This window comes from Nocardioides sp. Leaf285 (assembly GCF_001422955.1).
Classification (GTDB): domain Bacteria; phylum Actinomycetota; class Actinomycetes; order Propionibacteriales; family Nocardioidaceae; genus Nocardioides; species Nocardioides kribbensis.
In genome coordinates this window covers 665,297-692,250 of sequence record NZ_LMNH01000004.1, presented here as the reverse complement: position 1 = coordinate 692,250, position 26,954 = coordinate 665,297, and the positions used below count along the sequence as shown (strand labels likewise).

The following is a 26,954-nucleotide window of genomic DNA, read 5'->3' as shown; positions in this document are numbered from 1 at the left end:
ACGCTTCCTTGACGTCGTGGCGCTGGGGTCGCGCGCGGGCCGGTGGGAGGATCGGGGCATGGAGGGTGCGCGCCGGGGCCGGCTGACGGTCTACCTCGGCGCGGCGCCCGGGGTCGGCAAGACCTACGCGATGCTCGACGAGGCCCGCCGGCGCGCGGAGCGGGGCACCGACGTGGTCGTGGGCTACGTCGAGACCCACGGCCGGCGCCACACCGAGGCCGCGGTGGCCGGGCTGGAGGTGCTGCCGCGCCGGGTGGTCGAGCACCGCGGCGCCCGCCTGACCGAGATGGACGTCGACGCCGTGCTGGCCCGGCGGCCCGCGGTGGTGCTGGTCGACGAGCTGGCCCACACCAACGCCCCGGGCTCGCGCCACGACAAGCGCGCCGGCGACGTCGAGGAGCTGCGCGCGGCCGGCATCGACGTCGTCACCACCGTCAACATCCAGCACCTGGAGTCGCTCAACGACGAGGTCGAGCGGATCACCGGGGTGCGCCAGCGCGAGACCGTGCCCGACGAGGTCGTGCGCACCGCCGACCAGATCCAGCTGGTCGACATGAGCCCCGACGCGCTGCGCCGGCGCCTGGCCCACGGCAACGTCTACCGCCCCGAGAACGTCGACGCCTCGCTCGCCTCCTACTTCCGCGTCGGCAACCTCACCGCGCTGCGCGAGCTGGCGCTGCTGTGGCTGGCCGACCGGGTCGACGACGCGCTGGGCGACTACCGCCGCGCCCACCGCATCGCGCACACGTGGCCGACCAAGGAGCGGATCGTCGTGGCCGTGACCGGCGGTCCCGAGAGCGAGACCCTGCTGCGCCGCGGGGCCCGGCTGGCCCAGCGGGCGGCCGGCTCGGAGCTGATGGCCGTGCACGTGCTGGCCACCGACGGGCTGCGCCCGCAGGGCGGCGAGCCGATCGCGCGGGTCCAGCAGCTGGTGGCCGACCTCGGCGGCAGCTTCCACCCCGTGGTCGGCGAGGACGTGCCGGCCGCGGTGGTCGACTTCGCCTCGGGCGCCAACGCCACCATGGTCGTGGTCGGCGTGAGCCGCCACGGCCGGCTGCGGAGGCTGCTCGTGGGCTCCAGCGGCGACCGGATCGCCTCGCTGGCCGGCGCCATCGACGTGCACCTGGTCACCCACGACCAGGTCGGCCGGCGGCTGCAGGGCCGCCCGCTGCTCTCCCCGCTCTCGCGCTCGCGCCAGGTCGCCGGCTGGCTCAGCGCCCTGCTGCTCCCCGCGCTGCTCACCGCCGTGCTGACCCGCGTCGAGGGCCCGGGGCAGCTGCCGCTCGCCGAGATGCTGCTGCTCGCGGCGGCCGTGCTGGTCGCCCTCGTCGGCGGGCTGCTGCCGGCGCTGCTGGCGGCGCTGCTCGGCTTCGTGCTGCTCAACTGGTACTTCACCGAGCCCGTCGGCCGGCTCACCATCGCCCAGCCCACCGACGTCGTGGCCCTCCTGGTCTACGTCGCCGTCGCCGCCGGGGTCGCCTCGGTCGTCGACCGGGCCTCCCGCCGCGCCGCCGACGCCCTGCGCGCCCGCACGGAGGCGGCCACCCTCGCCTCGCTGTCGCGCTCGGTGCTCACCGGCCAGGACACCGCCGAGGCCGTCACCGAGCGGGTACGCGAGGTCTTCGGGCAGACCTCGGTGGCCCTCCTGGCCCGCGGTGCCGCACCCTCCGTCGACGGTGGCGCCCGGCCCGGCGGGGCCGACGAGCGGGTCGACGGTGCCTCGGGCCGTACGCCGGGCACCGCGGGGTCGACCGGCGCCGCGCCCGCGCCGACCGGGTGGCGGGTCGTGGCCGCCTCCGGCGACGGCCCGGCCGCGACGCCGGAGGCCGCCGACACCCGCGTGCGCGTCGACGACGTGCACGAGCTGTGCCTGCGCGGCGAGACGCTGCGCGCCAGCGACCAGCGGGTGCTGGAGGCCTTCGCGGTGCAGGCCTCCCTCGTGCTGGAGCACCGCCGGCTGCGGGCGCGCGAGGAGCGCGCGGTCGCCCTCGAGGGCGCCGAGGCCACCTCGACCGCCCTGCTGCAGGCGGTCTCCCACGACCTGCGCACCCCGCTGGCCACGATGCGCGCCTCGGTCGACGGGCTGATCGGCAGCGGACCGGGAGGAGGCGACCTCGACCCGGCCGACCGGGCCGCGCTGGTGAGCAGCGTGGGCGCCTCGACCGAGCAGCTGGAGGGCCTCATCGACAACCTGCTCGACCTCTCGCGGCTGCGCACCGGGCTGGTGCACCCGGTGCTCGCCGACCGGAGCCTGGAGGAGGTGCTGCCCCTGGCGGTGTCGGGCCACGCCCCGGGGGCGGTGAGCCTCGAGGTCGCCGAGGACACCCCGCTGGTGCGCACCGACGCGGGCCTGCTCGAGCGCGTCGTCGCCAACCTGGTCGCCAACGCGGTGCGGGTCTCCGACGGCGTGGCCGTGCGCGTGCTCGCCCACGTGCAGCCCACGAGCGTCGAGGTGCTGGTGGTCGACCGCGGCCCCGGGGTGCCGCCGGCGGAGCGGGCGCGGATGTTCGAGCCCTTCCAGCGCCTCGGCGACCGCTCCCCCGGCGGGCTCGGGCTCGGCCTGGCCGTCGCCCGCGGGCTGGCCGAGGCGGTGGGGGCGACCCTCGAGGCCGACGACACCCCCGGCGGCGGGCTGACCATGGTGCTGTCGGTGCCGCGGGCGGGCGTCGGCCGCGACCCCCTGGCCGACGGACCCGCCGACGCAACGGCCGCCGGACCCGCCACCCGACCCGCGGCCGGGCCCGCGGCGGAGCACGCAGCCGGACCCGCGACCCGGCCCACCACCGGAGCGGCCGACCGACCGGTGGCCGACGAGGACCGGCCCGAGGGGGTGGTCCGGTGAGCGGGCCGGAGCGCACCGACCGGTCGCCCGCGCACGGGTCGGGCGAGGACGCCCCCGCCCGGGCGCGCCCGCGGGTGCTGGTGGTGGAGGACGAGGCGCCGCTGGCCCACGCCCTCGCGGTCAACCTGCGCGCCGCCGGCTGGGAGGTCACCACCGCCCCCGACGGCCGCACGGCGCTCGAGGCCGCCGCCGGGGGGCGCCCCGACGTGGTGCTGCTCGACCTCGGCCTGCCCGACCTCGACGGCACCGAGGTGATCACCGGTCTGCGCGGCTGGACTAGCGTGCCGATCGTGGTGCTCTCCGCGCGCCAGCACGGCGAGGACAAGGTCGAGGCGCTCGACCTCGGCGCCGACGACTACGTCACCAAGCCCTTCGCGATGAACGAGCTCATGGCCCGGCTGCGGGCCGCGGTGCGCCGCGCCGCCGAGACCGCCGCCCCCGCCGAGCCCGTGGTGGTCGTGGGCGAGCTGCGCATCGACCTGGCCCGCAAGCGCGTCGCGAGGCGCGGGCACGACGTACGGCTCACGCCCACGGAGTGGGCCTTCCTCGAGCTGCTCACGCGCCACCTGGGGCGGCTGGTGACCCGCGAGCAGGTGCTGCGGGAGGTGTGGGGGCCGGCCTACCACTCCGAGACCCACTACCTGCGGGTCTACGCCGCGCAGCTGCGGCGCAAGCTCGAGGACGACCCCGCCCACCCGCGGCACCTCATCACCTCCGCGGGGCTGGGCTACACGCTGGAGCCCTGAGGCGGCTGCTGCGCCGACGCCTCGGCGGGCGGGGCGCCGTGGACCACGAAGTCCCTCTGGCGGATCAGCAGCAGGCACAGCACCCCGGAGACGAAGGCGATGCCGGCGCCGATGGCGGTGATGTGGTTGAGGGCGTCGACGACCGCGGAGGTGCCGACGCCGGTGACGAGGTCGTAGGCCTGCTGGCCGGCCGAGGCACCCCCGGCCCCGGAGGCCGCGGCGGCCTGGGCGCCCTGCGCCGCAGCCTGGACCTGACCGCCGGAGAGCGCGGCGACCAGGCCGGGCAGGGCCTGGTCGGGCACCTGGCCGGTGAGGTCGGAGGTGACGGCGTCGGCGACCTGGTTGCCGAAGATCGAGCCGAGCGCGGCGATGCCGGTGGCGATGCCGACCTGGCGGAAGGTCGAGTTGACCCCCGAGGCCATGCCCGAGCGCTCGGGGGTGACCACGCCGACCGCGGTCGAGGCCAGCGGCGGGTTGATCAGGCCGATGCCGAGACCGGAGACGAGCAGGCCCGGGATGAGGTGGGTCCACGAGGAGTCGTCCTCGATGCCGAGCACCAGCAGCAGCCCCACGCCCAGCACGAGGAAGCCGGGGCCGATGAGCCACTTGGTCGGCACCTTCTCGGTCAGCCGGCCCGCCACCGCGGCGGCCACGAAGGAGGCGCCGGAGAGGAAGAGGAAGCGCACGCCGGTGCCGACGGCGGAGTAGTCGAGGACGTTCTGGACGTAGATGACCAGGTAGGTCAGCAGCGAGAAGATCGAGGCGGAGACGCCGAAGGCCGCCACGAGGCCGCCGACGAAGGTCGGCTTGCGCAGCAGGCCCAGGTCGAGCATCGGGGAGCGCTGGCGCACCTGGCTGACCAGGAAGACCGCCATCAGCACCGCCGCGGCCACCAGGAAGCCGACCACCCGCTGGTCGCCCCAGCCGTCCTGGCCGGCCTCGATGAGGCCGTAGACCAGCGAGCCCAGCGCGAGGCTGAAGGTCACGAAGCCGAACCAGTCCGGCCGGCCCGCGTGGGGGTTGCGCGACTCCTCCACCCGCAGCAGCGTGATCGCGATCGCGACCACGCAGATCGGGATGTTGACGAAGAAGATCCAGCGCCACGACAGCCCGCTGGTGAGCACGCCGCCGAGCACCGGGCCGATGGCGACGGCGACGCCGGTGGTGGCCCCGAAGGCGCCGAAGGCCACGCCGCGGTCGCGCCCGACGTACGCCGTGGCCAGCAGCGCGAGCGCGGTCGCGAACATCGCGGCGCCGCCGATGCCCTGGAAGGCGCGGGCCAGCGTGAGCAGGACGATGTCCTGGGCGGCGCCGCACGCCACCGAGCCGATGGTGAACAGCACCAGGCCGAGGGTGAAGACCAGGCGGCGCCCGAAGAGGTCGGCCAGCGAGCCCGCGGTCAGCAGCAGCGCGGCGAGGCTCAGGGCGTAGGCGTCGATGACCCACTGCAGGTCGGAGAGCGAGGCGTCGAGCTCGCGCTGGATGTCGGGCAGCGCGACGTTCACGATCGTGATGTCGAGCAGCAGCATGAACACCCCGGTGCAGACCGCGGCGAGGGTCCACCACTTCGAGCGGGTCGCGGCGCTGTGGTCGGTGGCCACGGCTTGGTGGGACATGGGGCGCTCCTGCGGCTGGGTGCTCACGCGGCTGACGATGACCCGGTGAACGGTACGCCGACGGTTGCTGCGGTCAACCGATCGTGGCCGGAGGGGTGAGCGGGCCGGCGAGGAGGACGACGCGACCTCCGGCCCCTGGGCCCTCACCCGCAGCCCGGCCGGCGACGAGCGAGGTCGGCGCGGTGCTCGCCCGCCGGCCGAGCGGCCACCTGTCGGCCCGGACCCGCACGTGTCGGCCCGTGCGTGGGCCGACCAGTGCGGGTTTCGCCAGCCGGCTGGTGAAACCCGCCGAGCCTGAAACCCGCCGAGCCTGTGACCCGCCGAGCCGCTCAGCCCTTGCCCGGGCGGGCCGCGGTGACGGCCTCCTGCTCCTCGGGGGAGAGCTGCTGCTCGCAGCGCCAGGCGACGATCGTCTTGGCGTAGGTGCGGGCCTCGGAGCGGCCGTGGATGGAGGTCAGCACGACGCCGTGGCCGGAGTCGTCGAGCAGGGCCAGCGACCAGGAGAGGTGGCCGCCCATGTCGCCGAAGGCGTCGTAGCGCACGACCGAGAGGTGGCGCAGGGCGTCGCGGGCCTCGGCGCGCAGGGCGGCGACCTCGCGGCGCAGTCCCTCGACGTCGGCGGGCAGCGCCTCGGCGTCGCCGGCCGGGGGCGCCGCCGTACGACGCAGCGCCACGACGGCGAGGGCGACGGCGGCGAGGGCGACCACCAGGGAGAGCACGACGACAGCGATCACGCCGCTCAACCTAAACTGCCCGCGTGCCGAACCAGCGACGCATCGCCTACCAGGGCGAGCCGGGAGCCAACTCCCACATCGTGTGCCAGGAGCACTACCCCTCCTGGGAGGCGCTGGCGTGCGCGTCGTTCGAGGACGTCTTCGCCGCCGTGGAGTCCGGGGAGGCCGACCTGGCCATGATCCCGATCGACAACTCCCTGGCCGGACGCGTCGCCGACATCCACCACTTCCTGCCCGACTCGGGGCTGCACATCATCGGCGAGCACTTCCTGCGCATCCGCTTCCACCTCCTGGGCGTACCGGGCGCGACCCTGGAGTCGATCGACACCGTGCACAGCCACGTGCACGCGCTGGGCCAGTGCCGCAAGGTGATCCGGGAGCACGGCCTCACGCCGGTCATCTCCGGCGACACCGCGGGAGCGGCGCGCGAGGTCGCGGAGGCCGGCGACCCGACCCAGGCCTCGATCTCCCCGCCGCTGGCCGCGCAGATCTACGGCCTGCAGGTGCTGGCCGAGGACGTCGAGGACGAGGACCACAACACCACCCGCTTCGTCGTGCTCTCCCGCGACCTCGTCGAGGCCGCGCCCGGCTCGGGCCCGGTGGTCACGAGCTTCATCTTCAACGTGCGCAACCTGCCCTCCGCGCTCTACAAGGCGCTCGGCGGCTTCGCCACCAACGGCGTCAACATGACCAAGCTGGAGAGCTACATGGTCGGCGGGCAGTTCACCGCCACCCAGTTCCTCGCCGAGGTCGACGGCCACCCCGACGACCCCGGCCTCAAGCGGGCCCTGGAGGAGCTGGCCTTCTTCACCACCGACGTCAAGATCCTCGGCGTCTACCCCGCCGACCCCTTCCGCGCATGACCTCGCCCTCGGAGCAGCACCCGGACGGCGCGGACGGGGCCGACGCCACCGACGCTCCCGACGGGCGTACGGCGGACCTCGGCTTCGCCCGCCTCGACCTCGACCGGGCCGCGCGCACCGGCGACCCGGAGGTCGTCTTCGGGCAGGGCAAGACCCCCGCGCAGGTCGTCGCCATCCTGCGCCGCCTGCACGCCCAGCACCCCGACCGCGCGGTGCTCGCCACGCGGCTGGCCCCCGAGGCGCTGGCCGCGGTCGCCGAGGAGCTGCCCCAGGCCGCGCTGCACCCGGTGGCCCGCGCGGCCACCCTCGGCCCGCTCCCGACACCCGCCGGACGGGTGCTCGTGGTGGCCGCCGGCACCTCCGACGCCCCCGTGGCGGCCGAGGCCGAGCTCACCGTGCGGGTGCACGGCGCCGGGGTCGAGCGCATCGACGACGTCGGCGTCGCGGGCCTGCACCGGCTGCTCGCCGTGCGCGAGCGACTCGAGGCGGCCGACTGCCTGGTCGTGGTGGCCGGCATGGAGGGCGCCCTGCCCTCGGTGGTCGGCGGGCTGGTCGGGGTGCCGCTGGTGGCCTGCCCCACCTCGGTCGGCTACGGCGCCTCGCTCGGCGGGGTCACCGCCCTGCTGGCGATGCTCAGCTCCTGCGCGCCCGGCGTGAGCGTGGTCAACGTCGACAACGGCTACGGCGCCGGCGTCTTCGCCGCCCGCGTGGCCCGGCGGGCGGCGCCGCGCCCGTGAGCGCCCCCGACGCCCCCAGCGGCGACCACCCGGTGCGGCCCGCCGGTCACCCGGACAGCGCGGGCGAGGCGGACGGCGCAGGCGAGGCGGACGGCGCGGGCGAGGCCGGCGGCGCGGACCACGAGGGCGCCGCACGCGCGTCGGCCTGGGTCGACGCCTCCTCCGGCGCGAGCGGCGACATGCTCCTCGGCGCCCTGCTGGGCGCGGGGGTGCCGCTGGCGGTGCTCCAGGCGGCCGTCGACGCGGTCTCCCCCGAGCCGGTGCGCCTCGAGGTCGAGAAGGTGCGGCGCGGCGGGTTCGCGGCCGTGCGCTGCCACGTCGTCGTCGCCGACTCCACCACCCACCGCACGTGGCGCGACGTGCGCACCCTCCTCGGCGCCGCCGACCTCGCGCCGGCCGTCCGCGACCTCGCGCTGGCGGTCTTCGCCCGCCTCGCGGCGGCCGAGGGCGCCGTGCACGGCCACCCCGCCGACGAGGTGCACTTCCACGAGGTCGGCGCCCTCGACGCCATCGCCGACGTGGTGGGCGTCTGCGCCGGCGTGGTCCACCTCGGCCTGCACCCCGGAGCCGCCGCAGCAGCACAGCCCGCAGCGCAGCCCGGCGGGCTCACGGTGAGCCCGGTCGCGGTGGGGTCGGGCACGGTGCGCAGCGCCCACGGCGTGCTGGCGGTGCCGCCGCCCGCGGTCGTGGAGCTGCTGCGCGGCGCCCCGTCGTACGCCGGACCGGCCGGCGCCCCCGCCCAGGAGCTGTGCACCCCCACCGGGGCGGCCCTGCTCACCACGCTGGCCGCCGGCTGGGGACCCCAGCCGGCGCTGCGCGTCTGCGCGGTCGGCGTCGGCGCCGGCGGGCGCGACCCGGCCGGCCACGCCAACGTGCTCCGCCTGCTCCTCGGCGACCCCGTCGACGTCGCCCCCCGAGCGGGCGGCCCGGGGGGCGCGCCCGGCGCGGGCGACACCACCACCGAGGTCGTGCTGGAGACCAACGTCGACGACCTCGACCCCCGCGTGTGGCCGGGCGTGCTCGACGCGCTGCTCGCGGCCGGGGCGGCCGACGCGTGGCTGACCCCGGTGCTGATGAAGAAGGGCCGCCCCGCCCACACCCTGTCGGTGCTGGTCGTGCCGGCCCGCGTTGCCGCCGTGCGCGACGTGGTGCTGCGCGAGACCTCCGCGATCGGGCTGCGCGAGCACCCCGTCACCAAGCACGCGCTCCCCCGCACCCTCGCCGGCGTCGACCTCGACGGCCACCGCGTCGCGGTCAAGCTCTCCACCCTCGACGGCCGCGTCGTCACCGCCCAGCCCGAGTGGGACGACGTCGCCCGCGCCGCCACCGCCCTCGGCCTGCCCGCCCGCACCGTGCTCGCCCGCGCCGCCGCCCTGGCCCGCGACCTGCTCGACTGAGCCCCGCCCGATCCGCGCCCGCTCCGCGTCCTACTGACCGTTGCGACCACCACCTGACAGTCACCACGCCCGGCCAGTGGTCGCAACGGTCAGTAGGACGTGACCGCGTGCGACGTCACCGACGGCCCCCTCCGCGCACCACGCGGCGGGCCAGCGGCGCGCGACCGGCGTACCTCTCTAGGCTGGGCCCATGACCTCGACGCACGAGAACCCGACGCACTACGCCGACAGCGAGGTCGGGCGGCTGCGCACGGTGATGCTGCACCGCCCCGGCGACGAGCTGAAGCGCCTCACGCCGCGCAACAACGACCGCCTCCTCTTCGACGGTCTGCCCTGGGTGGCGCGCGCGCAGGAGGAGCACGACGCCTTCGCGGAGGCGCTGCGGGCGCGCGACGTGGAGGTGCTCTACCTCACCGAGCTGCTCGCCGAGACCCTCGAGAGCGAGTCGGCGCGCAACCACGCCATCACCACCGGCCTGTCGGGGCTGCACCTGGGCGACACCCTGCGCACCTACCTCTCCCGCGCGCTGCGCGACGCGACGCCGAGCGAGCTGGCCGGCTACCTCACCGCCGGCATCCGCAACGACGAGGTGCGCGGCGGCCACGGCCTGGTGACCTCGCTGCTGGCCAGCGACGACTTCCTGGTCGACCCGCTGCCCAACCTGCTCTTCACCCGCGACTCCAGCGTGTGGGTGCGCAACCGGGTCGCGATCACCTCGCTGGCCATGCCCGCGCGGCGCCGCGAGACCCAGCTGACCGAGCTGATCTACACCGAGCACCCGCGCTTCGCCGGGTCGCTGCGCATCCACGGCTGGCACGCCGAGCACGTCGAGGGCGGCGACGTGCTGCTGCTGGCCCCCGGCGTCATCGCCATCGGCGTCGGGGAGCGCACCACCCCCGCCGGCGTGGAGTCGCTGGCGCGCCAGGTCTTCCACGCCGACCTCGCCCACACCGTGCTGGCCGTGCCGATCGCGCAGGAGCGCGCGACGATGCACCTCGACACGATCTGCACGCTGGTCGACGTCGACAAGATCGTGATGTACCCCAACGTCGCGCACACCCTGCAGGCCTACACCGTCACCGCCGCCGACCCCGCCGCCGGCGAGGACGAGCTGGTGCTGCGGGTCGGCGAGCCGCGGCCCTTCCTGGAGGCCGCCGCCGACGCCATGGGCATCGACCAGCTGCACCAGATCGACACCGGCCTCGACCCGGTCACCGCCGAGCGCGAGCAGTGGGACGACGGCAACAACACCCTCGCCCTCGCCCCGCGGGTCGCCGTCGCCTACGAGCGCAACGACGAGACCAACGCCCGCCTCGAGGACGCCGGGATCGAGGTCGTCCGCATCGCCGGCTCCGAGCTCGGCTCCGGGCGCGGCGGCCCGCGCTGCATGAGCTGCCCCGTCACCCGCGACCCGCTGCCGACCGCCTGACCCGCACCGCGCGGCACCGCACCGCACCGGCCAGCCGGCCGCGCCACCCGACCAGACCACCCGGGCGGCGCGGCTGCATCGGCGTACGCCCGCTGTAACGCGCAGTTACACTTCCTCCCGACCCGTCGTGACGGGGCGGCAGTCGCGCGCACCGGGCGTCACCACGGTGCGCTGCGGCGGCCGCGGCCACGGCGGCCGACCCGCTCGCCGTCGGGCCCCCCGGACCGCTTGCCACGCGGCAGCGACTCCGGGAGGATCCCGCGCGGGGAGCACCACGCGACACGCACGCACCAGGAAGAGGCACCAGCCATGGCCGACTCGTTCTTCAGCGCCTTCAGCCCGGCGGAGATCGCCAAGATCAGCTCCGCCGGCACCCGGGTGACCCTGCCCGAGGGCTGGTCGCCGATCTGGGAGCGCACCCCCGCCGACAAGGCCTACGTCATCCTCTCCGGCACCGTCTCGGTGCGCCACAAGGGCACCGAGATCGCCCAGCTCGGCGAGGGCGACATCATGGGCGAGGCCGCCCTGATGAACCACTCGCTGCGCACCGCCAGCGTCGTCGCGCTCACCCCCCTCGAGCTGATCCACTTCACCGACGACGCGATCGCCAGGCTGCGCGTGGAGATGCCGAAGTTCTCCGACGCGCTCGAGGCCGTGGCGCGCGAGCGCTTCGGCGACAAGTCCTGACCCCGCGTACGCCGTGAGCCGCCGCGACGCCGACCGCCCCGGTGACAGGCGCGGGTCGGGGGAGCGCGCGGCGGTCGACGGCGCGACCGACGCGGCAGGCCCGGCAGGCCCGGCAGGCCCGGCAGGCCCGGCGGGCGAGGCGGGCGGGGCAGCCGCGGGCGCCCCGGCGGCTCCGGCCGACGGGACCGCCTCGGGCGGCAGCGACGCGGCCGGCGGCCCGACTGACGGCCCGACCGACGGCCCGACCGACGGCCCGGCTGACGGCGCAGCGGGCGAGGGCTCGGGAGAGGCCCGCGACGTCGACCCGGCGGTGCTGGCCGCGGCCCTGGCCCCCCTGGAGACCTACCTGCTCGGCGAGCCACCGAGCCTGACCCGGCGCCAGGTCGCGGAGCGGGCCGGTGTGCCCTCGGAGCTGGCCGAGGAGCTGTGGCGGCTGCTGGGCTTCCCGACCGCCGGTGACGACGACGTGGCCTTCACCGCCGCCGACGTGCAGGCGCTGCGGTGGAGCAGCGACCTGGTGCGCCTGGGGGTGCTGAGCCCCGAGCGCCAGTCGGCGCTGGTGCGCACCTGGGGCCGCAGCTACGCCCGCCTCGCGGAGTGGCAGGCCGCGCTGCTGGCCGACGTGACCCTGGAGTCGGCGCGGGCGGTCGGCGGCGAAGGCGGGCCCGGCGGGCGCGACCCCGCCGAGACCCTCGCCGTGCTCGCCACCGAGGCGCTCGAGCGGGTCGAGCACCTGCAGTCCTACGTGTGGCGCCGCCACCTGGCCACGGCCACCAGCCGCCTGCTCGCCGTCGACACCACCGGCGCCGCCGGCACCCAGACCTCCGCGATGGCGGTCTGCTTCGTCGACATCGTCGGCTACACCTCGCGCTCCAAGTCCCTCGGCGACGCCGAGCTGGTCGCGTGGCTGGAGGGCTTCGAGGCCGCCGTCTCCGACCTCGTCGTGCAGGCCGGCGGCCGGGTGATCAAGAACATCGGCGACGAGGTGCTCTTCGTCGCCGACGATGTCGCCGCCACCGTCGACGTCGCCCTCGCCATGGCCGCCCGCGGCGAGGACGAGCACGACGACTTCCCCGCCGTGCGGGCCGGTGTCGCCCACGGCGACGTCGTCAGCCGCCTCGGCGACGTCTTCGGGCCCACCGTCAACGTCGCCTCCCGGCTGACCTCCGTCGCCCGACCTGGCGCCGTGCTCGTCGACCGCGGCGCCCACGACGTGCTCACCGGCGCCGACCGGAGCGAGCCCGACGACCGCGACGGCGGTGGCGGCGCCGAGCACGGGCGCGGCGAGCGACTCGACGCCGACGGCGACGGCGACAACGACGCGGGCACCGGGCCCGCCGGCACCGGACCGACGGGCGACGCGCCGGCGGGCGACGGGGCGGCGGCGTACCGCTTCAAGCGGCTGCGGCGGGTCTCGGTGAAGGGCTACTCCCGCCTGCCCGCCTACGTCGTGCGGCCCCGCTGACCGCGGGCTCACGCCGTGGCCCGACGCCTCGCCGTGGCCGGTCGCGGGCGCTCGCGGCGTACCTCCGGCTGACGCCGGGCGGGCGGCTGCTGCGCCGGCTCGACTGAGGCCTCGCCGACCTCGCCGACCTCGCCGACCGGTCACACCGGCCCCACGGGTCACACCTGTCGGCCCGGACCCGCACCTGTCGGCCGACGCGTGGGCCGACAGGCGCGGGTTTCACCAGCCGGCCGGTGAAACCCGCCGAGCCGGCCCAGCCCTCAGCGGATGGTCAGCTGCCGGTTGGCCAGGCCGTTGCGGGCCGAGCGCTCCTCGGGGGTGAGGGGCGCGTCGTCGGCGAGGGCGGCGGCGAGGTCGGCGGCGTACTGCGCGGCCGGCTCCTCGAGCGCCTCGGGGCCGGTGCCGACGGGGAGGTCCCAGACGGGGGCGAGCAGGCCGTGGGCGCGGAACATGCCGACCAGGCGCGAGCCGGGGGCGATGTCGTCCTTGCCGGCGGCGTGGAGGCGGGCGAGGGCGTCGAGCAGCCGGTCCTCGGGCTCGGGCATGACCCAGCGCAGGTGCTCCTTGGTGCCGACGTTGGTCCAGTACGCCGACTCCACCGAGGTCAGCCTGGCCGTCGGGGCGGCGGCCTCGTTGGCCTGCTCCAGCGCGGCGGCCATGCCGTCGCGGTCGTCGACGTCGGCGATCCAGTAGTCGAAGCCCTCGTGCACGGTGACGTCGAGCGTGCCGCCCTCGACGAGGTCTTGCAGGCGGGGGCCCTCGCCGGGGTCGCCGGTGAGCCCGACGATGCCGGCCTCGCCGCGCTCGGCCTGCTCGAGGGCCTTGGTGAGCACGGCGCCGAGGTCGCGGGCGGGGTCGCCGAAGTTGTGCTGCACCTGCAGGCCCAGCCACACCTCGCCGGAGTCGCGCACCATGGCGGGCGCGGCCATCGGCAGCAGCGAGCAGAGCGTGACGGCGCGCCCGGAGCCGGTGACGCCGTCCTTGAGGGTCAGCGGGGCGGTGCCGGCGGGCACGAGCTCGCGCAGCGCGATGACGTCGCACTCCGAGGGCAGGCCCTCGAAGGGGCGGTTGACGAAGGTCGCCGCGGGGCCGCCGGGGGCGCCGTGGCAGGCCTTGTAGCGCTTGCCGGAGCCGCAGGGGCAGGGCTGGCGCGGGCCGACCTCGCCGGGGGTGGTGGTCTCACGGGCCTTGGTGCGGGACTTCTTCGCCATGGGCGTGAACCTATACGCCGCCCCCCGACCCGTCGGCGCCGGTGCGTCCCCGCGCCTCGAGCAGGTCGAGCAGGTAGGCCGGCCGGTCGGTGATGACCGCCTCCACCCCGAGCCGCACGCACAGGTCGAGCTGGTCGCGGGTGTTGACCGTCCACACGTGCATCCGCCGCCCCGAGGCCGTGATCCGCGGGCCGAGCCGCGGGTGCCCGGCGAGCACCTCGACGCCGGGCCCGACCCGCCAGTCGGGGCCGATCACGCGGTGCACCATCGGCCAGAGCGCGGCCTTGTCGAGCAGCATCACCAGCGGCACGGCGGGTGCGAGCCGCTCCACGCGCTGCAGGGCGGTGTGGGAGAAGCTCATCACCCGCGCCGGGGTGCCCGGGCGGTCCCACCCGAAGTCGCGCAGCACGTCGACGAGCCGGCGCTCCACCAGCCCGCCGTACCTCGTGGGGTGCTTGGTCTCGATCGCCAGCTCCACCCGCCGGTCGTAGTCGGCGGCCACCTCGCACAGCCGGCGCAGGGTCAGCACGGTGTCGTGGGCAGGGTCGCGCTCGGGTGCCTCGTCGTCGAGGTCGGCCCACGGGTGCTTCCAGGAGGCGAAGTCGAGCTGGGAGAGCTGGGCCAGCTCCATGGTGGAGACCGACCCCTCGGCGCTCGCGGTGCGTCGCAGCGTGCGGTCGTGCACGCAGACCAGGTGCCCGTCGGCGGTCAGGCGTACGTCGCACTCCAGCGCGGCGGCACCGTCGTCGAGCGCCGCGACGTAGGCACCCAGCGTGTGCTCGGCGTTGTCGTGGCTGGCCCCCCGGTGCGCCACGACCTGCGGGAGCGCGCCGGCCGCAGCCGCTGCCGGCTCGGCCCGCGGGCCGTGCGGAGCGTCGGGGCGTCGTGCGCCGGACCTCATCGACCCAGTGTGCTCCTGCCCGCGCCCGCGCGGGTGACGATCGCGTGTCGGGCCGGTCTCGCCCCGTCCGACCGGACGGTCCGCGGGCCCGTCGGGCCGCGCAGACTGGCGCCATGACCGCACCCCCGACCTCGCCCTCGACCTCGCCCTCGACCGGGCCCTCGACCGGGCCCTCGACCGGGCCAGGGCCCTCCGACCTGCGCGCGCAGGTGCGCGCGGCCCAGGCGCCGCTCAAGCAGCGCTACCGCGACGACCCCGCCAGCGCCCGCACCCCGCTGCGGGCCCGCGCCGGCTTCGCCGACCCCGGGGTCACCGCGACCGTCGACACCTGGGCCGGCCCCGCGCGAGCCGGGCTGCACGAGGCCACCGGCGGCGACGGCAGCGACGCCTGCTCCGGCGACATGCTGCTCGAGGCGCTGCTCGCCTGCGCCGGGGTGACCCTGCGCAGCGTCGCGCTGGCCAGCGGGGTCGACGTGCTCGCCGCCACCGGCACCGCGGAGGCCGTCTTCGACGCCCGGGGCACCCTCGGCGTCGACCGCGAGGCCCCGGTCGGGGTCACCGACGTCGTCGTGACCTTCGACCTCACCCTGCCCGAGGACTCAGGCGTCGACGAGGAGCAGCTGGCGCGGTTGGCCGCGACCACCGAGCGCTACTGCGTCGTGGGGCGGTCGCTGCGCGAGCCGCCGCGGGTCGTCGTACGCCGCGCCTGACCCCGCACCTGACCCCGCACCTGACCCCGCACCGACCCGCGCACGTCGCCGCCACGCCACCGGGGGCGCACGGGTCAGGCCTGCTCGCGCAGGTAGCGCCCGAAGTGGGGCACGGTGAAGGCGATCCGGCCCCGCTCGCCGGAGTAGACCAGGCCCTTCTTCATCAGCGCGTCGCGCGCCGGGGAGAGCGACTGCGGCTTCTTGCCCAGGGTGGCGGCGACGTCGGCGGTGGCCACCGAGCCGACCGCGTCGACGTCGGTGCCGCCGGCGGCCAGGGCGACGGCGGCGTCGGCCATGCCGCGCAGGTACTCCCGCTCCGCCGGGGTCGCGCGCTCGTAGCGACTGCCGAAGAAGCCGACGGCCAGCTCGCGCTCGGCCTCGGGGGCGGCCACGGCCACGTCGTCCTCGGTGATCGGCGAGCGGGGCGCGACGTCCCAGACGGTCTTGCCGTAGGCCTGGATGAAGTAGGGGTAGCCGCCGGTCGCGTCGTACATCGCCGCCAGCCCCGCCTCGGTGAACGCCGCGTCCTCGTCGGTGGCCGGGGCGCTCAGCGCGCGGTCGGCGGCCTCCCGGGTGAGCCGGTCGATGCGGGCGTAGCGGAAGAGCCGCTCGGAGTAGGACTTGCTCGCCGAGAGCACCGCGGGCAGGTGCGGCAGCCCCGCGCCGACCACGATCAGCGGCAGGCCCGACTGGCTGATCTCGTGGCACGCCGCGCACAGCGCGGAGACGTCGTCGGGGCCGAGGTCCTGCATCTCGTCGATGAAGACCGCGACCCCCTTGCCCGCGTCGGCGGCCAGCCCGCCGACGTCGGTGAGCAGCTCGACCAGGTCGATCTCGATGTCGCCGGAGTCGGCCCGCCCGCGCACGGCCGGGGCGTCGATGCCCGGGCTCCACCGGTCCTTGAGGCGCGCGTCGGCGCCGGCGTCGCGCTGGGCGAAGGAGCGCAACACGCCGAGCACGTGGTCGACCTGCTCCTCCCCCGACCCCGACCCACCACCAGGCCCACCACCGGGTCCGCCGCCAGGACCCGGTACGCCGAGCTCGCGCACCGCCTGGTGCAGCGCCGACGACAGCGGCCGGCGCAGCCGCTGGTCGGGGCGGGCCTCGAGCTTGCCGGTGCCCCAGCCGCGGCGCACCGCCGCGGAGCGCAGCGCGTTGAGCAGCACCGTCTTGCCCACCCCGCGCAGCCCGGTGAGCACCAGCGAGCGCTCGGGCCGACCGCGTGCGACGCGCTCGAGCACCACCTCGAAGGTCGCCAGCTCCTCGTCGCGACCGGCCAGCTCGGGCGGGCGCTGGCCGGCGCCGGGCGCGTAGGGGTTGCGGATCGGGTCCATGACAGGACCGTATCCGCCTCTCTAGTGTCAGTCGTAGACGACGCGCGGGACCGAGCCACGCGCTCCGCGGCCTCCGCCCTCGTCCGCCTCCCTTCTCCTCAGCCTCCCTCCTCCTCCGTCCGCCGTCGGCTGCCCGTGCGTCGCCCGCCCCCGACCGCGCCCCGCCCGCGCGCCGCCCTACCCGACTATCGAGCTGTCTCGGGTCAGCCCTAGACGCTTCCAGAGAGCGCGAGCGAGCCCCAGCGGCCACACCCGCCTCACGAGCCCCGTCTGAGACGGGGATGAGAATCCTCTTACGACCACCGGGATCCCGGTCACACGACCGGGTGTCGCGCCCAGGCGTCTGCCTACTCTCGCCCTTCCCCCACAGACCGCACACTCCGTCGATCCCAGGGAATTCTCGGTGACCCACACGCACGCACCCCCCGCTGCCCACTCCGCCTCCTCCCCCGGCTCCCCCGGCTCCCCCGCCGGGTCCGGACCACCCGGAGGCCTGCCCTCCCCCCGCGACCTGGGCCGCTCGCTGACCGGCTGGGCCCGGCGCGACGCCCGCTTCGACGTGCCGGCCTCGCTGGTGGTCTTCCTCGTCGCTGTACCGCTCTCGCTCGGCATCGCCGTGGCCTCCGGCGCCCCCGTCGCCGCCGGCCTCATCGCCGCCGCCGTCGGCGGGATCCTCGCCGGCATCGTCGGCGGCGCCCCGCTCCAGGTGAGCGGACCGGCGGCCGGGCTGACCGTCGTCGTCGCCGAGGTCGTCGCCGAGTTCGGCTGGGAGGCCACCTGCGCGATCACCGCCATGGCCGGCCTGCTCCAGCTCGTGCTCGGCGCCACCCGCCTGGGCCGCTACGCCCTGGCCATCTCGCCCACCGTGGTCGCCGCCATGCTGGCCGGCATCGGCATCTCGATCGTGCTGGGCCAGCTCAACGTCGCCCTCGGCTCGACCTCGCAGCCCTCGGCCTGGGCCAACCTGCAGTCCATCGGCTCGTCGCTGCTCTCCCCCGACTCCCACGCCCTGCTCGCGGCCACCGGCGTCGTGGTGATCCTGCTGCTCTGGCCGCGGATGCCCGCCCGGGTCAGGGCGGTGCCCGGCCCGCTCGTCGCCGTCACGCTGCTGACCCTGATGGCCGCCGCCTGGCTGCCCGACGCCGAGCGCGTCGACCTCGGCGGCGCGCTGCTCGACCAGATCGGCACCGTCGCCATGCCCGAGGGCACGCCCCTGGCCGTGGCCGGCGCCGTGCTCACGGTCGCCCTCATCGCCTCGGTCGAGAGCCTGCTCTCGGCGGTGGCCATCGACAAGCTCCACGACGGGCCCCGCGCCCGCCTCGACCGCGAGCTGGTCGGCCAGGGCGTCGCCAACACCGCCTCCGGCGCGCTGGGCGGCCTGCCCGTCACCGGCGTCATCGTGCGCAGCGCCACCAACGTCGCCGCCGGCGCCCGCACCCGCGCCTCCGCGATCCTGCACGGCGTGTGGGTGCTCGTCTTCGCCCTGCTGCTGGTCGGCCTGGTCGAGCAGATCCCGCTGGCCGCGCTCGCCGGCCTGCTGCTGGTCATGGGCACCGGGCTGGTCAAGCCGGCCGACGTACGCCGCTCCCGCGCCCGCGGCGAGCTGTGGATCTACGTCGCCACCGTGGTCGGCGTCCTCGCGCTCAACCTGGTCGAGGGCGTGCTCATCGGCCTGGTCGGCGCCCTGCTGCTCACCCTGTGGCGCACCGCCCAGGTCAAGGTCGACGTGCGCGAGGCCGGCCCCGCCCCCGACGGGCGGGCGCTGTGGGTCGTCGAGGTCCACGGCAGCGTGTCGTTCCTTGCCCTGCCCGTGCTGGCCCGGCGGCTCGCCACCGTGCCCGAGGGCCAGGTGGTCGAGGTCGACCTGCTCGTCGACTACCTCGACCCCGCGGCCCGCGACCAGATCGACGACTGGCGCAGCCGCTACGAGGCGCAGGGCGGCCAGGTCGTCGTCGAGCACTCCGGCCCGGCCGGCGAGGAGGCGGCCGCCGAGCGCGCCGCCAAGTCGCGGCCCGTCTCGCCCCGCGCCTGGCTGCCCTGGGGCGCGTGGCAGAACGGCGGCGCCGAGCTCGGCACCACCACCCCGGCCCACCCGCTGGCGGTCGGCGTGCGCGAGTACCACCGCCGCACCTCGGCCTCGCTCCAGCCGGTCTACGACGAGCTGCGCGAGGGCCAGGCCCCCCGCGCCGCCTTCCTGGGCTGCGTCGACTCGCGGCTGGTGCCCAACCAGCTCACCAGCAGCGGGCCCGGCGACCTCTTCACCATCCGCACCATGGGCAACCTCGCCCCCGCCGACGGCGACGACGACGGCGCGGTCTCCGCGCCGGTGCTCTACGCCGTCGACCAGCTCGGCGTCGAGGTCGTCGTCGTCTGCGGTCACTCCGGCTGCGGCGCGATGACCGCCGCGGTCGCCTCCGACGAGGCCGTCGGCCCGGACGCGGGGGCTGCGGGCGCCGCGGGCGCCGCGGGCGCCGACGCCAGCGACCCGGTCGACCGCTGGCTGCGCCACGCCGCACCCTCGGTGTCGGCCTGGCGGGCCCAGCACCCGGTGGGCGCGTCGGCGGCGGCCGCCGGCGACGGCGAGGTCGACCAGCTCGCCCAGGTCAACGTCGCGGTCACCCTCGACCGGCTGCGCGAGGTGCTCGGCGCCGAGCGGCTCGAGCGGGTGCGGCTCGTCGGGCTGTTCTTCCGCATCGACGACGGCTCGCTCTCGGTGCTGCGCGACGACGCCTTCGTCGACCTCACCGACGCCGAGCTCGACCGGCTGGCCCACCTGGCCGGCTGAGCGCACCCCGCGACCGCCCGCGGTCGCGGACGACCCGCACCCGCGCGGCCCGGGCTCCCGGACCGGCCAGCACCCTCAGGCCGGCTCGGCCCAGGCCGCGTGGCGGCGGGCGCGCGCTGCGTCGTAGGCCTGGTCGAGGCCGCGGCGCAGCACCTCGATCATCTCGGGCACCTCGTCGACGCTGAGCCGGAAGGACCCAGCGCAGACGTTGTCGCGCCACAGCGACAGCACGACGACCTCGGCCTCGGGGTGCCAGGAGACCCGCAGCGCGCGGTCGTCGCCGCGGGCGTCGAGGTGGATCGACCCCGTCTCGGGCAGCGTGCGCACGCGTGACATCTGCCCATGATGCTCCGCCCGCGCCCGTCTGTCACCGGGTCGGTCCGCACGCCTGCGACCCCSGGACTGCGGCGTACCCGAGCCTGTCRGCCCGCACCCGCACCTGTCGGCCCGCGCGAGGGCCGACAGGTGCGGGTTTCGCCAGCCGGCCGGTGAAACCCGCCGGTCGGGCGCACCCACCCCCCTAGACTCGGCGACGTGCCCGAGCTACCCGAGGTGGAGGCGCTGGCCCTGGACCTCAGGGGCCGGCTCGACGGACGTGCGATCGTCAAGGTCCACGTGGCGGCGTTCAGCGCCCTGAAGACCTTCGACCCGCCGCTGTCGGCGCTGGAGGGCACGCTGGTCGACGACGTGACCCGCCACGGCAAGTTCCTCGACATCGACGCCTCGGGGGTCCACCTCGTGCTCCACCTCGCCCGGGCGGGTTGGGTGCGCTGGCGTGAGGAGCTGCCGATGGTGCCGCCGAAGCCGAGCAGCAAGTCGACGCTCGCGGTGCGCATCGAGCTCGACGACGGCACCGGTCTCGACGTCACCGAGGCCGGCACCCGCAAGAGCCTGGCGATGTACGTCGTGCGCGACCCCCACGACGTGCCCGGCATCGCGAGCCTGGGCCCCGACCCCCTCGAGGACGGCTTCACCGTCGACGTCCTCGGCGCGATCCTGCAGCGCGAGGGTCGCAAGCAGGTCAAGGGGGTGCTGCGCCACCAGGGCACCATCGCCGGCATCGGCAACGCCTACTCCGACGAGATCCTCCACGCCGCGCGGATGTCGCCCTACAAGCCGGCCAACAGCCTCACCGACGACGAGCTCGCCACCCTGTACGCCGCCCTGCGCCGCACCGTCGGCGACGCCGTCGAGCGCTCCCGCGGCCTGGCCGCCAGCGAGCTGAAGGGCGAGAAGAAGTCCCACCTCGCCGTCCACGGCCGCGCCGGCGAGGCCTGCCCGGTCTGCGGCGACACGGTGCGCGAGGTCTCCTTCGCCGACTCCAGCCTGCAGTACTGCCCCACCTGCCAGACCGGTGGCAAGCCGCTGGCCGACCGCCGGATGAGCCGGCTGCTCAAGTAGCGTCAGTGTGAACTTCCACTTTGAGTGAGCATTTGCCACTTTAGGTGAGCATTTTGCCTGCGCAGCAGGGTTTTCAGATAAGGCGAGCAGCGTTCTCTGCCACTTTCAGTTAAGACGAGCATCATCGCGGCCCGGTTTCAGTTAGGGCGAGCACAAGTGCGTCCGCGCCACTCGCGTGTTTCAGATAGCGCGAGCACGACCGGCGATTGCCGGTTTCATGCGGATCTGGGCGTTTCCGCGCAGGGCTGGGTGTCGTTGGGGTTGCCGTGGCGGGTCGCTGGTGTCGCGGGCGGCGGTGGGGCAGTGGGCGCGCCCGTCGCGCAGGCCGTCGTGCATGCCGGCACACGGGTCACTCGATTCCGGCGGCCAGGGGGCGTTGATGCCAGGGACCTCTCCTCGGCCGGGATGATCGGTGATCCTTCCCCCCGGACGGGGGTCCCGTCACGACTGCTCGCGACCATGTCGCGCCCGACGCGGTGTCGTCCGCTCAGGAGACGAACGGGGGCTACCTAGTCACTGAGGCGAACAACTCCAGGAGGGCCTGCGGAACTGCCTCCGGGTACTCGCGCACGGTGGTGTGGAAAATCGCGGTTAGGTGTCCATACGGCGATGCGCCTCGGTCACGGTGAAGCTTCCCGAAGCGGTGCAGTACTCGGTCGTTGAGGTCATGGCCCTGAAGGTTCAGGAGCATGGACGGCACGCGGGCCGTCTGTCCCCCGAGATAGAGCACGTCTCTAGTTTCGCCGTCAGCCATGTCGAGGGAGGTGCAGATGTGATCCACCAGCTGTTGGCAGTGTTCGCGAATGAGCTGGTGGGTCGTCGTGTTGATTGGGACGCCGAGTTGATCCATGGTCACTGCGCCGATGTTGACCAGCCGAACTCCGAGAAGGAGTGGGTCCAGGAGCAGGTTTTCGATTGCGTAACGACCCTGCAACTGAAAGATTCCGTCGGGCGAACCTTCGCTGTTGTCGCGGTCGACGATACCGACGGCGGTGCGTGAACCGGCTTCGCGTAGACGTCGTACAAAGTTCTTGACTGCTGTATTGCCCCCGGAGCGACCCTCCGTCGTCGCATCGCCACCACTAGCAATGAATACGGGGGTGATAGGCGTGTTCAACCGGTTGCCGAGCAGCGCCCACATCGTGGTGTAGGCGCGTTCGTCGAAGGGGGCCTCGACGAACACTTGGCGGCGGTTCTCCGACCGAACGCTGAGCGTCGGGATGCCGACGGTGAGTGCGGCGAGGGCGGTGTCGGTCGAGACGGGACGTAGCCGTGGTCCTTCGCGGCTCATCAGGATGATGCTTTCGGGCGGCGCGAGGGCGACGGTTGACGGTGAGTGCGTCGTGAGGACTACACGTACTCCGAACCGTTGACAGAAGACGTTCTGCAGCATGGTGACGAGGTTCTTGACCATCGAGGGATGCAGCGTTGCGTCGGGTTCGTCGAGGACGACCATCGAAGGCACGCGCGGCGTCATCCCGGTGGCGGTGATGTTTAGAAGCACGAGGGCTAGGCCGAGGAGGGTTCTTTCACCAGACGAGAGATCTTCCATGCGTAGTCGGCTTGCTGGGGCGGCGGTGGGTCCGTCTGCCGCTGTTCTGATCAGCTCAGCATTGACCGAGTAGGGATCTAGGAGATCAGGTGGCGCCGTGACCTCGAAGGGCAAACCGACCTCATGGAGTGTCAGATTGAAGACTTCCCACGGGGGCGGGCCGATCAAGACCCGCATCTGTTCGGGCGATCGGACGTAGCTGTCCTGACCGCGGGCCGCTCGCAGCTCTTGCAGGTCGTTGAGCAGGTGCGCCTGCAGCCAGTTGCGGAAGATGAGACCGATGTTGTCTGCGAACGGATTCATTTGGGCCCCCGCTAGGGGGGCAAACGATGCAAGTGCGGTAGGGGGCAGCTCCCAAGGGTCACCCAGAGTGCGTGCCAGGAGTTGAGACATCGCTTCGTAGGTGATGATGCCGTCCTCGACTGCTGCGGTTGCTACCCGTTTCCGCAGCGACAGTGGCTCCGGCCCTTCGATGGTGGGCTCTTGACGCAACTGTTCAGCGAGGGCGGCGAGTCCGCGCTGCAGTTGATGACCGCCGTCGGTGACTTGGCCGCTGAGGTGGACGGCCGAGGGATTCGTCAAATGCAGCAAATCCCCAGCTCCGACGAAGTGAACGGGCGTAGTCCTAAGCAGGGGCTCGTCTCGTCGGTCGCCGAACAACGCTGAGGACAGCATCTCGAGGAGATGAGTCTTCCCTGAGCCGTTGGTCCCGGTGACTACCGCGAAGTCGGGCAGTTCAGTGGCTGCCAGCTCGTCCTGACGAAGAGACTTGTGCATGCCGTGTGGACCGATCCTCATGCTCGTAGCGTTCCAGAACCGAGGAGCGATGTACTTGGGATCGCCGTGGTTGCGCGCCCTCGGGGCGACTCAGTCGTGAGCCATCCCTGCCAGCTGGCTGCGGCATTCGTGGTCTGTGTCGGCGTCGGGGCGCGGCGTCCGGGGACAGCCACAATCGCGGTCACGGCGTCCTGCGGGCCGGTGGGTTGGTCCGCTTGCTCGCTGAGCAGATCTTGAAGTTGGTCCCGCCCCTGATGCAGGCCACGCGGAAGGTCGTGCGAGTGCCTCCTGGGGTACAGGATGTCGTCCACTGGAGCATCCTGAGAACCGTTGCGTTAAGAGCGCGGGCTTCTCTGGGACTGGCCTCACTACCTGACCGACGTGACCCTCAGCGCGGTCCAGTAGTTTGGACTATGACAGGCGAGGCGAACCCAAAAGGGGATGTAGACCTCTTCTGGCACTGCACAAATTAAAGCCGGCTGTAAGGGATCTTCAAGTTCGCGAATTTAGGCGTCGGACGTACGTTATCTAAACGATGCGAGTGAACTGAGTTTCGGCCTTAACTCGCTTTCACGGCCCTCAAGTTGGTCATTGAGGACCTCGGGCCAACGATCGATTTCGATGGTCGGCGCCTCCCACAGTGACAGTCTCGCGAAGTTCCAGTTGTCTCCGGCCGCTGGGAACATGATCGCGACCCTCGGGGCTCGCAGGGCAGATGGTCTCGGCATACCCTGGGCCCTTTAGCGGGGTCTTTGTCAGATGGCATTGCGCGAAGGTACTGCGCCAAGGGGCTGCACGCGTACATATCGATAAGTCCGGGAGAGGACCTGCCTGTAGGCGCATGAACGATTGCGAGGCCATAGGCGACCATCTGTGGCGCTGGCGATGATTCATTTGAGGCCGGTCTCGCGTCGGCGACAGTGCTTGCTGCGTAGCGATTGACTAGTCCGCGAGATCACGACTCCGGGACGCCAGCGTGTTTGGCGTCTGTGTCGCTGCTCTCGACTTAGTTGTTCGCGAAGCTGAGTGCCCGGCTACTGACGAACTCGTCAAACCGTGGATGGGCGGTGAGTTCTTGATGGTCGGTGTTACGGAGGAAGGACTGCTTGATGGAGTTCGCGAGGAGGTTCACGTCGTCGTGACCGACCCTGCCGTGGCTCCAGGACGCGACCCCGTTGACGCTGCGCCAGTCCTCGCCCGAGGGTGTCGGGTCGTATCCGTGGGCGGCCATGATTTCGGTGAGGATGGGTCGCCAGTCGACGCTGCTGGTCGCCAGGTCCATCGCTTGTTCGTGTCGGCCCCAGTAGATGTGCGATCCGGCGAGGTGCACGTCGCCGGAGGCTGAGAGGAACTGCCCGACGAAGTCGATGTCGACGGGTTTGCCTGGGACGACGCGCAGGTCGAGGGTCCCGGGGCTGCGTGCGATGGCTCGCGCGTTCGTTCCGAAGGCGTCGAGGAGGACGAAGGTCCATCCGGGGGGCATGTACCCGGCGACGGCGTAAACGGCCGCCTCGGCCGAGACGCCACACTTGCCGACGGCTTCGAACAGGGTCACTGGGTCGTCTGGGTCCAGGTCGGCGACGAACCGTTTGGGGACCAGGAGCCGGGACGCGAACTGGTTCGCTTCGCGTTCGAACGAGAACGTCTGGGTGAGGGTGCTGTGCTCACCGTCGCCTGACTCCGACGGCGTCACTGAGCACTCGAGGGTGCCTTGGTGCCAGGCCATGCAGAGGTGGCCGTACTCGTGGGCGAGCGTGAAAATCTGGCGCGTGTTCGGAGAGTCCTCGTCGATCAGGAGGGTCGGCCGCCCGGACGAGTGCAGGCCGTGCAGAACCGCGTCGAGACCAATCTCGCGGACCCGAGCGAGTTTGATGTCGGCGACTGCGGCCACCAGGTCCCGGATCGGGATCGGTGGGTTCAGGTCGAGCGCGTCGACAATCGTGTCGGCGAGCCTCTGTGCTGGCGTCACCGATGGCGAGACGACTCCGATCACTCGTTGAGGTCTTCGTCGTCCGGTTCGAGTCCGTGCTCCTTCAGCAGTCGGACGAGTGCCTCGGGGTCGAGAGCGCGGCCCCGAGCGGCCAGGGCGAACGCGCTCTTGTTGGAGCGAGCGTCGGCCGACGTCTTAGTGCCGGCGGTGAAGGTCTCGCCAGCCTTTCGGCTCGCCACGACACGACGAAGGATGTGTGGTCCGGCGGCCTCGAACGCGGCCACCTCGTCGGGGTCGAGGTAAGCCTCCGGGTCGGGCGCGACGACTGCCACCAGTTCGTGGAAGGTCATCCACCCCGCTGCGGCAGCAGCGACCGGGTCGGCGTCGATGAGGGCGCTCTTCACGGCGTCTGAGGGTTCGCCGTCGTCCGGGGCGGCTGCGGAGTAGCGGTCGAGAGCGGCCTGCATGCCGACGGCGTCGTCGACGACGGCGGCGTAGGCGTACTGCTCGAGAGCGTCTGAGCGCTCCAGCTCAACAGTGCGCTTGCTCATCCGACTCACCGCCTCAAACCTTGACTACTTCACACTATCCGTTCTAGCGGAGTGTCACTCATAACAACGCCGTCTTGATCGACAAACTTCCCCGACACGCCGCCTTGAACTGCACCGATCGAGCGCGAGTGCTCTAAGCGGGCACCTCCGCAATGGTCATAGCGGCAAAGTCGGCGCTCGCTGAACTGATGTCGGCCGTCTCGCCGGCGGTGTTGACCACGGCCCACCCGTCCACCACGCCCGTGGCCACAGCCGCCTCGAAGGCATGTTCGGGGACCCCGGCCTTCGCGTCGATGAGCTCAAGAGGAACGACTCGCCGGTTGTCCAACGCTCGACGCATCGCACGCTCCCGGCAGACCTCTACAGGACAGTCAGTCCGCAGAACGTAGACGCGCCTACCCAGCTCGACAGCGCGCGCGATGGTGCGAGGAAGGTGCTCCGCGTCTCCGATGGTGTCCAACATGATCACCGGCGCTCCCCCGAGAAGCACGCGTCCCTGGCGACCCTCACCCCACCTGTAGCCGCGCCCGTAGGTCAGCACGGCTGTCTCCGCCTGCACCACGCCAGATCCGAGACCGTCGGCGTACTCCGGGAAGCGGACGCGGACGGCGTCCGCGTCGACGACCGGCGGCACCCCGCCCAGTCCAGCATGCTGGACGGCGATCGGACGCAACGAGCTGCTCTTGCCCGAGCCAGGCAGACCCAGCAGGAAGTAGATCGACTCAACGTCGCCCCCGTCCGCCCCGGCATCGGTCTCGTCCATCTGTGCCAGCAACTCGGCCTGCAGGTCCAGCCGCTCGTCCACCCAAGTCGTTCCATGGTCGGTCGAGTAGACGTCCTCGGTACCGATCGGCTGGTCCCGTGCGGTGAGGTCGAGGAGTTTGAGCCGGACCCGGGGTTGGCTTGCAGGAAGGACAGTTGTGGTTCCTCGCGCTTCGCCCACCAGGTGCGCGAGTACGCGTCGACATCGACGACCCGCGCCGCGAATCGCGCGAGGAGCGCCTCATCCACCACCAGCTGTCCTCCGTCGTCCGATGCGCGAGCAGGTCGAACCTTAACTGTTGGGGACGTCGGTCCCCGCTAGAGCGCGGTGGTCGACGACGCGCTCCCGTGCTCTGTTCGATGTCGGGTCTCAGCCAGGCCTGGCGAGTGTCCGCTTCGGGGAGACGCACGGCGGCACCTGCCTTCGAACAGTTCGAGGAGGAACGGGCAAGGAACCGCGGGATCGCGCACGACGACTAAACGCGCGCGGACTACGACCTCTTGGTGCTCTCCCGGATTGCACT

General features: G+C 73.5%; 21 protein-coding genes. 11 read left to right on the top strand and 10 right to left on the bottom strand.

Annotated features, from left to right (window positions below):
* Positions 1–58: 58 nt before the first annotated feature.
* Together ASF47_RS17385 and ASF47_RS17380 are read left to right on the top strand one after the other, a co-directional pair.
* The gene (locus tag ASF47_RS17385; protein ID WP_082500460.1) at positions 59–2,842 is read left to right on the top strand and encodes a sensor histidine kinase; all 2,784 of its coding nucleotides are present in this window, start codon (positions 59–61) and stop codon (positions 2,840–2,842) included.
* A 74-nt stretch (positions 2,843–2,916) separates the two neighbouring features.
* Positions 2,917–3,588, top strand: a complete 672-nt coding sequence (locus tag ASF47_RS17380) for a response regulator (protein ID WP_056865327.1) — start codon at positions 2,917–2,919, stop codon at positions 3,586–3,588.
* On the opposite strand, the gene ASF47_RS17375 is transcribed toward ASF47_RS17380, so the two are convergent.
* Together ASF47_RS17375 and ASF47_RS17370 are read right to left on the bottom strand one after the other, a co-directional pair.
* Positions 3,570–5,204, bottom strand: coding sequence for an MFS transporter (locus tag ASF47_RS17375; RefSeq protein WP_056865188.1), 1,635 nt, complete (start codon positions 5,202–5,204; stop codon positions 3,570–3,572). The genes ASF47_RS17380 and ASF47_RS17375 overlap by 19 nt on opposite strands.
* Positions 5,205–5,533: 329 nt before the next feature.
* On the bottom strand, positions 5,534–5,938 hold the full coding sequence (locus ASF47_RS17370; protein ID WP_082500459.1) for a DUF4446 family protein: 405 nt from the start codon (positions 5,936–5,938) through the stop codon (positions 5,534–5,536).
* Positions 5,939–5,961: 23 nt separating this feature from the next.
* Here ASF47_RS17370 and ASF47_RS17365 point away from each other — a divergent pair, with 23 nt between their 5' ends.
* From ASF47_RS17365 to ASF47_RS17340, 6 genes are all read left to right on the top strand, one after another.
* Positions 5,962–6,801, top strand: coding sequence for a prephenate dehydratase (locus ASF47_RS17365; protein ID WP_056865186.1), 840 nt, complete (start codon positions 5,962–5,964; stop codon positions 6,799–6,801).
* Positions 6,798–7,538, top strand: a complete 741-nt coding sequence (larB, locus tag ASF47_RS17360; protein ID WP_056865185.1) for a nickel pincer cofactor biosynthesis protein LarB — start codon at positions 6,798–6,800, stop codon at positions 7,536–7,538. Before ASF47_RS17365 ends, larB begins: the two co-directional genes overlap by 4 nt.
* Positions 7,535–8,935 (top strand): nickel pincer cofactor biosynthesis protein LarC, encoded by a 1,401-nt coding sequence (gene larC, locus ASF47_RS17355; protein WP_235558795.1) that lies wholly within the window; start codon positions 7,535–7,537, stop codon positions 8,933–8,935. Before larB ends, larC begins: the two co-directional genes overlap by 4 nt.
* A 190-nt stretch (positions 8,936–9,125) precedes the next feature.
* A complete protein-coding gene (locus tag ASF47_RS17350) occupies positions 9,126–10,364 on the top strand; it encodes an arginine deiminase (RefSeq protein ID WP_056865184.1) in 1,239 nt (412 codons plus the stop codon).
* 309 nt (positions 10,365–10,673) lie between these two features.
* Positions 10,674–11,051 carry a Crp/Fnr family transcriptional regulator gene (locus tag ASF47_RS17345; protein WP_056865183.1) on the top strand — a complete coding sequence of 126 codons (378 nt, stop codon included), beginning with the start codon at positions 10,674–10,676 and terminating at the stop codon, positions 11,049–11,051.
* Between the two features lie 13 nt (positions 11,052–11,064).
* The gene (locus tag ASF47_RS17340) at positions 11,065–12,516 is read left to right on the top strand and encodes an adenylate/guanylate cyclase domain-containing protein (protein WP_235558794.1); all 1,452 of its coding nucleotides are present in this window, start codon (positions 11,065–11,067) and stop codon (positions 12,514–12,516) included.
* A gap of 260 nt (positions 12,517–12,776) precedes the next feature.
* Here the strand turns inward: ASF47_RS17340 and ASF47_RS17335 are convergent, their stop codons facing one another.
* Both ASF47_RS17335 and ASF47_RS17330 read right to left on the bottom strand, forming a co-directional pair.
* Positions 12,777–13,727: a DUF5926 family protein gene (locus tag ASF47_RS17335; RefSeq protein WP_056865182.1), complete on the bottom strand. Its 951-nt coding sequence runs from the start codon at positions 13,725–13,727 to the stop codon at positions 12,777–12,779.
* Between the two features lie 10 nt (positions 13,728–13,737).
* Positions 13,738–14,628 (bottom strand): glycerophosphodiester phosphodiesterase family protein, encoded by an 891-nt coding sequence (locus ASF47_RS17330; RefSeq protein ID WP_082500458.1) that lies wholly within the window; start codon positions 14,626–14,628, stop codon positions 13,738–13,740.
* 113 nt (positions 14,629–14,741) lie between these two features.
* Here ASF47_RS17330 and ASF47_RS17325 point away from each other — a divergent pair, with 113 nt between their 5' ends.
* A complete protein-coding gene (locus tag ASF47_RS17325; protein ID WP_082500457.1) occupies positions 14,742–15,338 on the top strand; it encodes an OsmC family protein in 597 nt (198 codons plus the stop codon).
* 74 nt (positions 15,339–15,412) lie between these two features.
* Here ASF47_RS17325 and ASF47_RS17320 read toward each other — a convergent pair whose 3' ends face one another.
* Positions 15,413–16,672: an ATP-binding protein gene (locus ASF47_RS17320; RefSeq protein WP_056865180.1), complete on the bottom strand. Its 1,260-nt coding sequence runs from the start codon at positions 16,670–16,672 to the stop codon at positions 15,413–15,415.
* A 403-nt stretch (positions 16,673–17,075) separates the two neighbouring features.
* Between ASF47_RS17320 and ASF47_RS17315 the strand changes: the two genes are divergently transcribed.
* The gene (locus ASF47_RS17315) at positions 17,076–19,457 is read left to right on the top strand and encodes a SulP family inorganic anion transporter (protein ID WP_082500456.1); all 2,382 of its coding nucleotides are present in this window, start codon (positions 17,076–17,078) and stop codon (positions 19,455–19,457) included.
* Positions 19,458–19,532: 75 nt separating this feature from the next.
* On the opposite strand, the gene ASF47_RS17310 is transcribed toward ASF47_RS17315, so the two are convergent.
* Positions 19,533–19,793, bottom strand: a complete 261-nt coding sequence (locus tag ASF47_RS17310; protein ID WP_056865179.1) for a hypothetical protein — start codon at positions 19,791–19,793, stop codon at positions 19,533–19,535.
* A 198-nt stretch (positions 19,794–19,991) separates the two neighbouring features.
* Between ASF47_RS17310 and ASF47_RS17305 the strand changes: the two genes are divergently transcribed.
* Positions 19,992–20,858, top strand: coding sequence for an Fpg/Nei family DNA glycosylase (locus ASF47_RS17305; protein WP_056865178.1), 867 nt, complete (start codon positions 19,992–19,994; stop codon positions 20,856–20,858).
* A 505-nt stretch (positions 20,859–21,363) separates the two neighbouring features.
* On the opposite strand, the gene ASF47_RS17300 is transcribed toward ASF47_RS17305, so the two are convergent.
* The 4 genes from ASF47_RS17300 to ASF47_RS17285 all read right to left on the bottom strand — a co-directional run bounded on the left by ASF47_RS17300 (position 21,364) and on the right by ASF47_RS17285 (position 26,473).
* Positions 21,364–23,208 carry an AAA family ATPase gene (locus ASF47_RS17300; protein ID WP_082500455.1) on the bottom strand — a complete coding sequence of 615 codons (1,845 nt, stop codon included), beginning with the start codon at positions 23,206–23,208 and terminating at the stop codon, positions 21,364–21,366.
* A gap of 985 nt (positions 23,209–24,193) precedes the next feature.
* Positions 24,194–25,180 (bottom strand): ImmA/IrrE family metallo-endopeptidase, encoded by a 987-nt coding sequence (locus ASF47_RS17295; RefSeq protein WP_056865176.1) that lies wholly within the window; start codon positions 25,178–25,180, stop codon positions 24,194–24,196.
* Entirely contained in the window at positions 25,177–25,668 is a 492-nt protein-coding gene (locus ASF47_RS17290) for a hypothetical protein (protein ID WP_156697969.1), read from the bottom strand. The genes ASF47_RS17295 and ASF47_RS17290 overlap by 4 nt, the downstream gene beginning before the upstream one ends.
* A 133-nt stretch (positions 25,669–25,801) precedes the next feature.
* Complete coding sequence (locus tag ASF47_RS17285; protein ID WP_056865174.1) at positions 25,802–26,473, bottom strand: zeta toxin family protein; 672 nt, start codon at positions 26,471–26,473, stop codon at positions 25,802–25,804.
* Positions 26,474–26,954 lie beyond the last annotated feature (481 nt).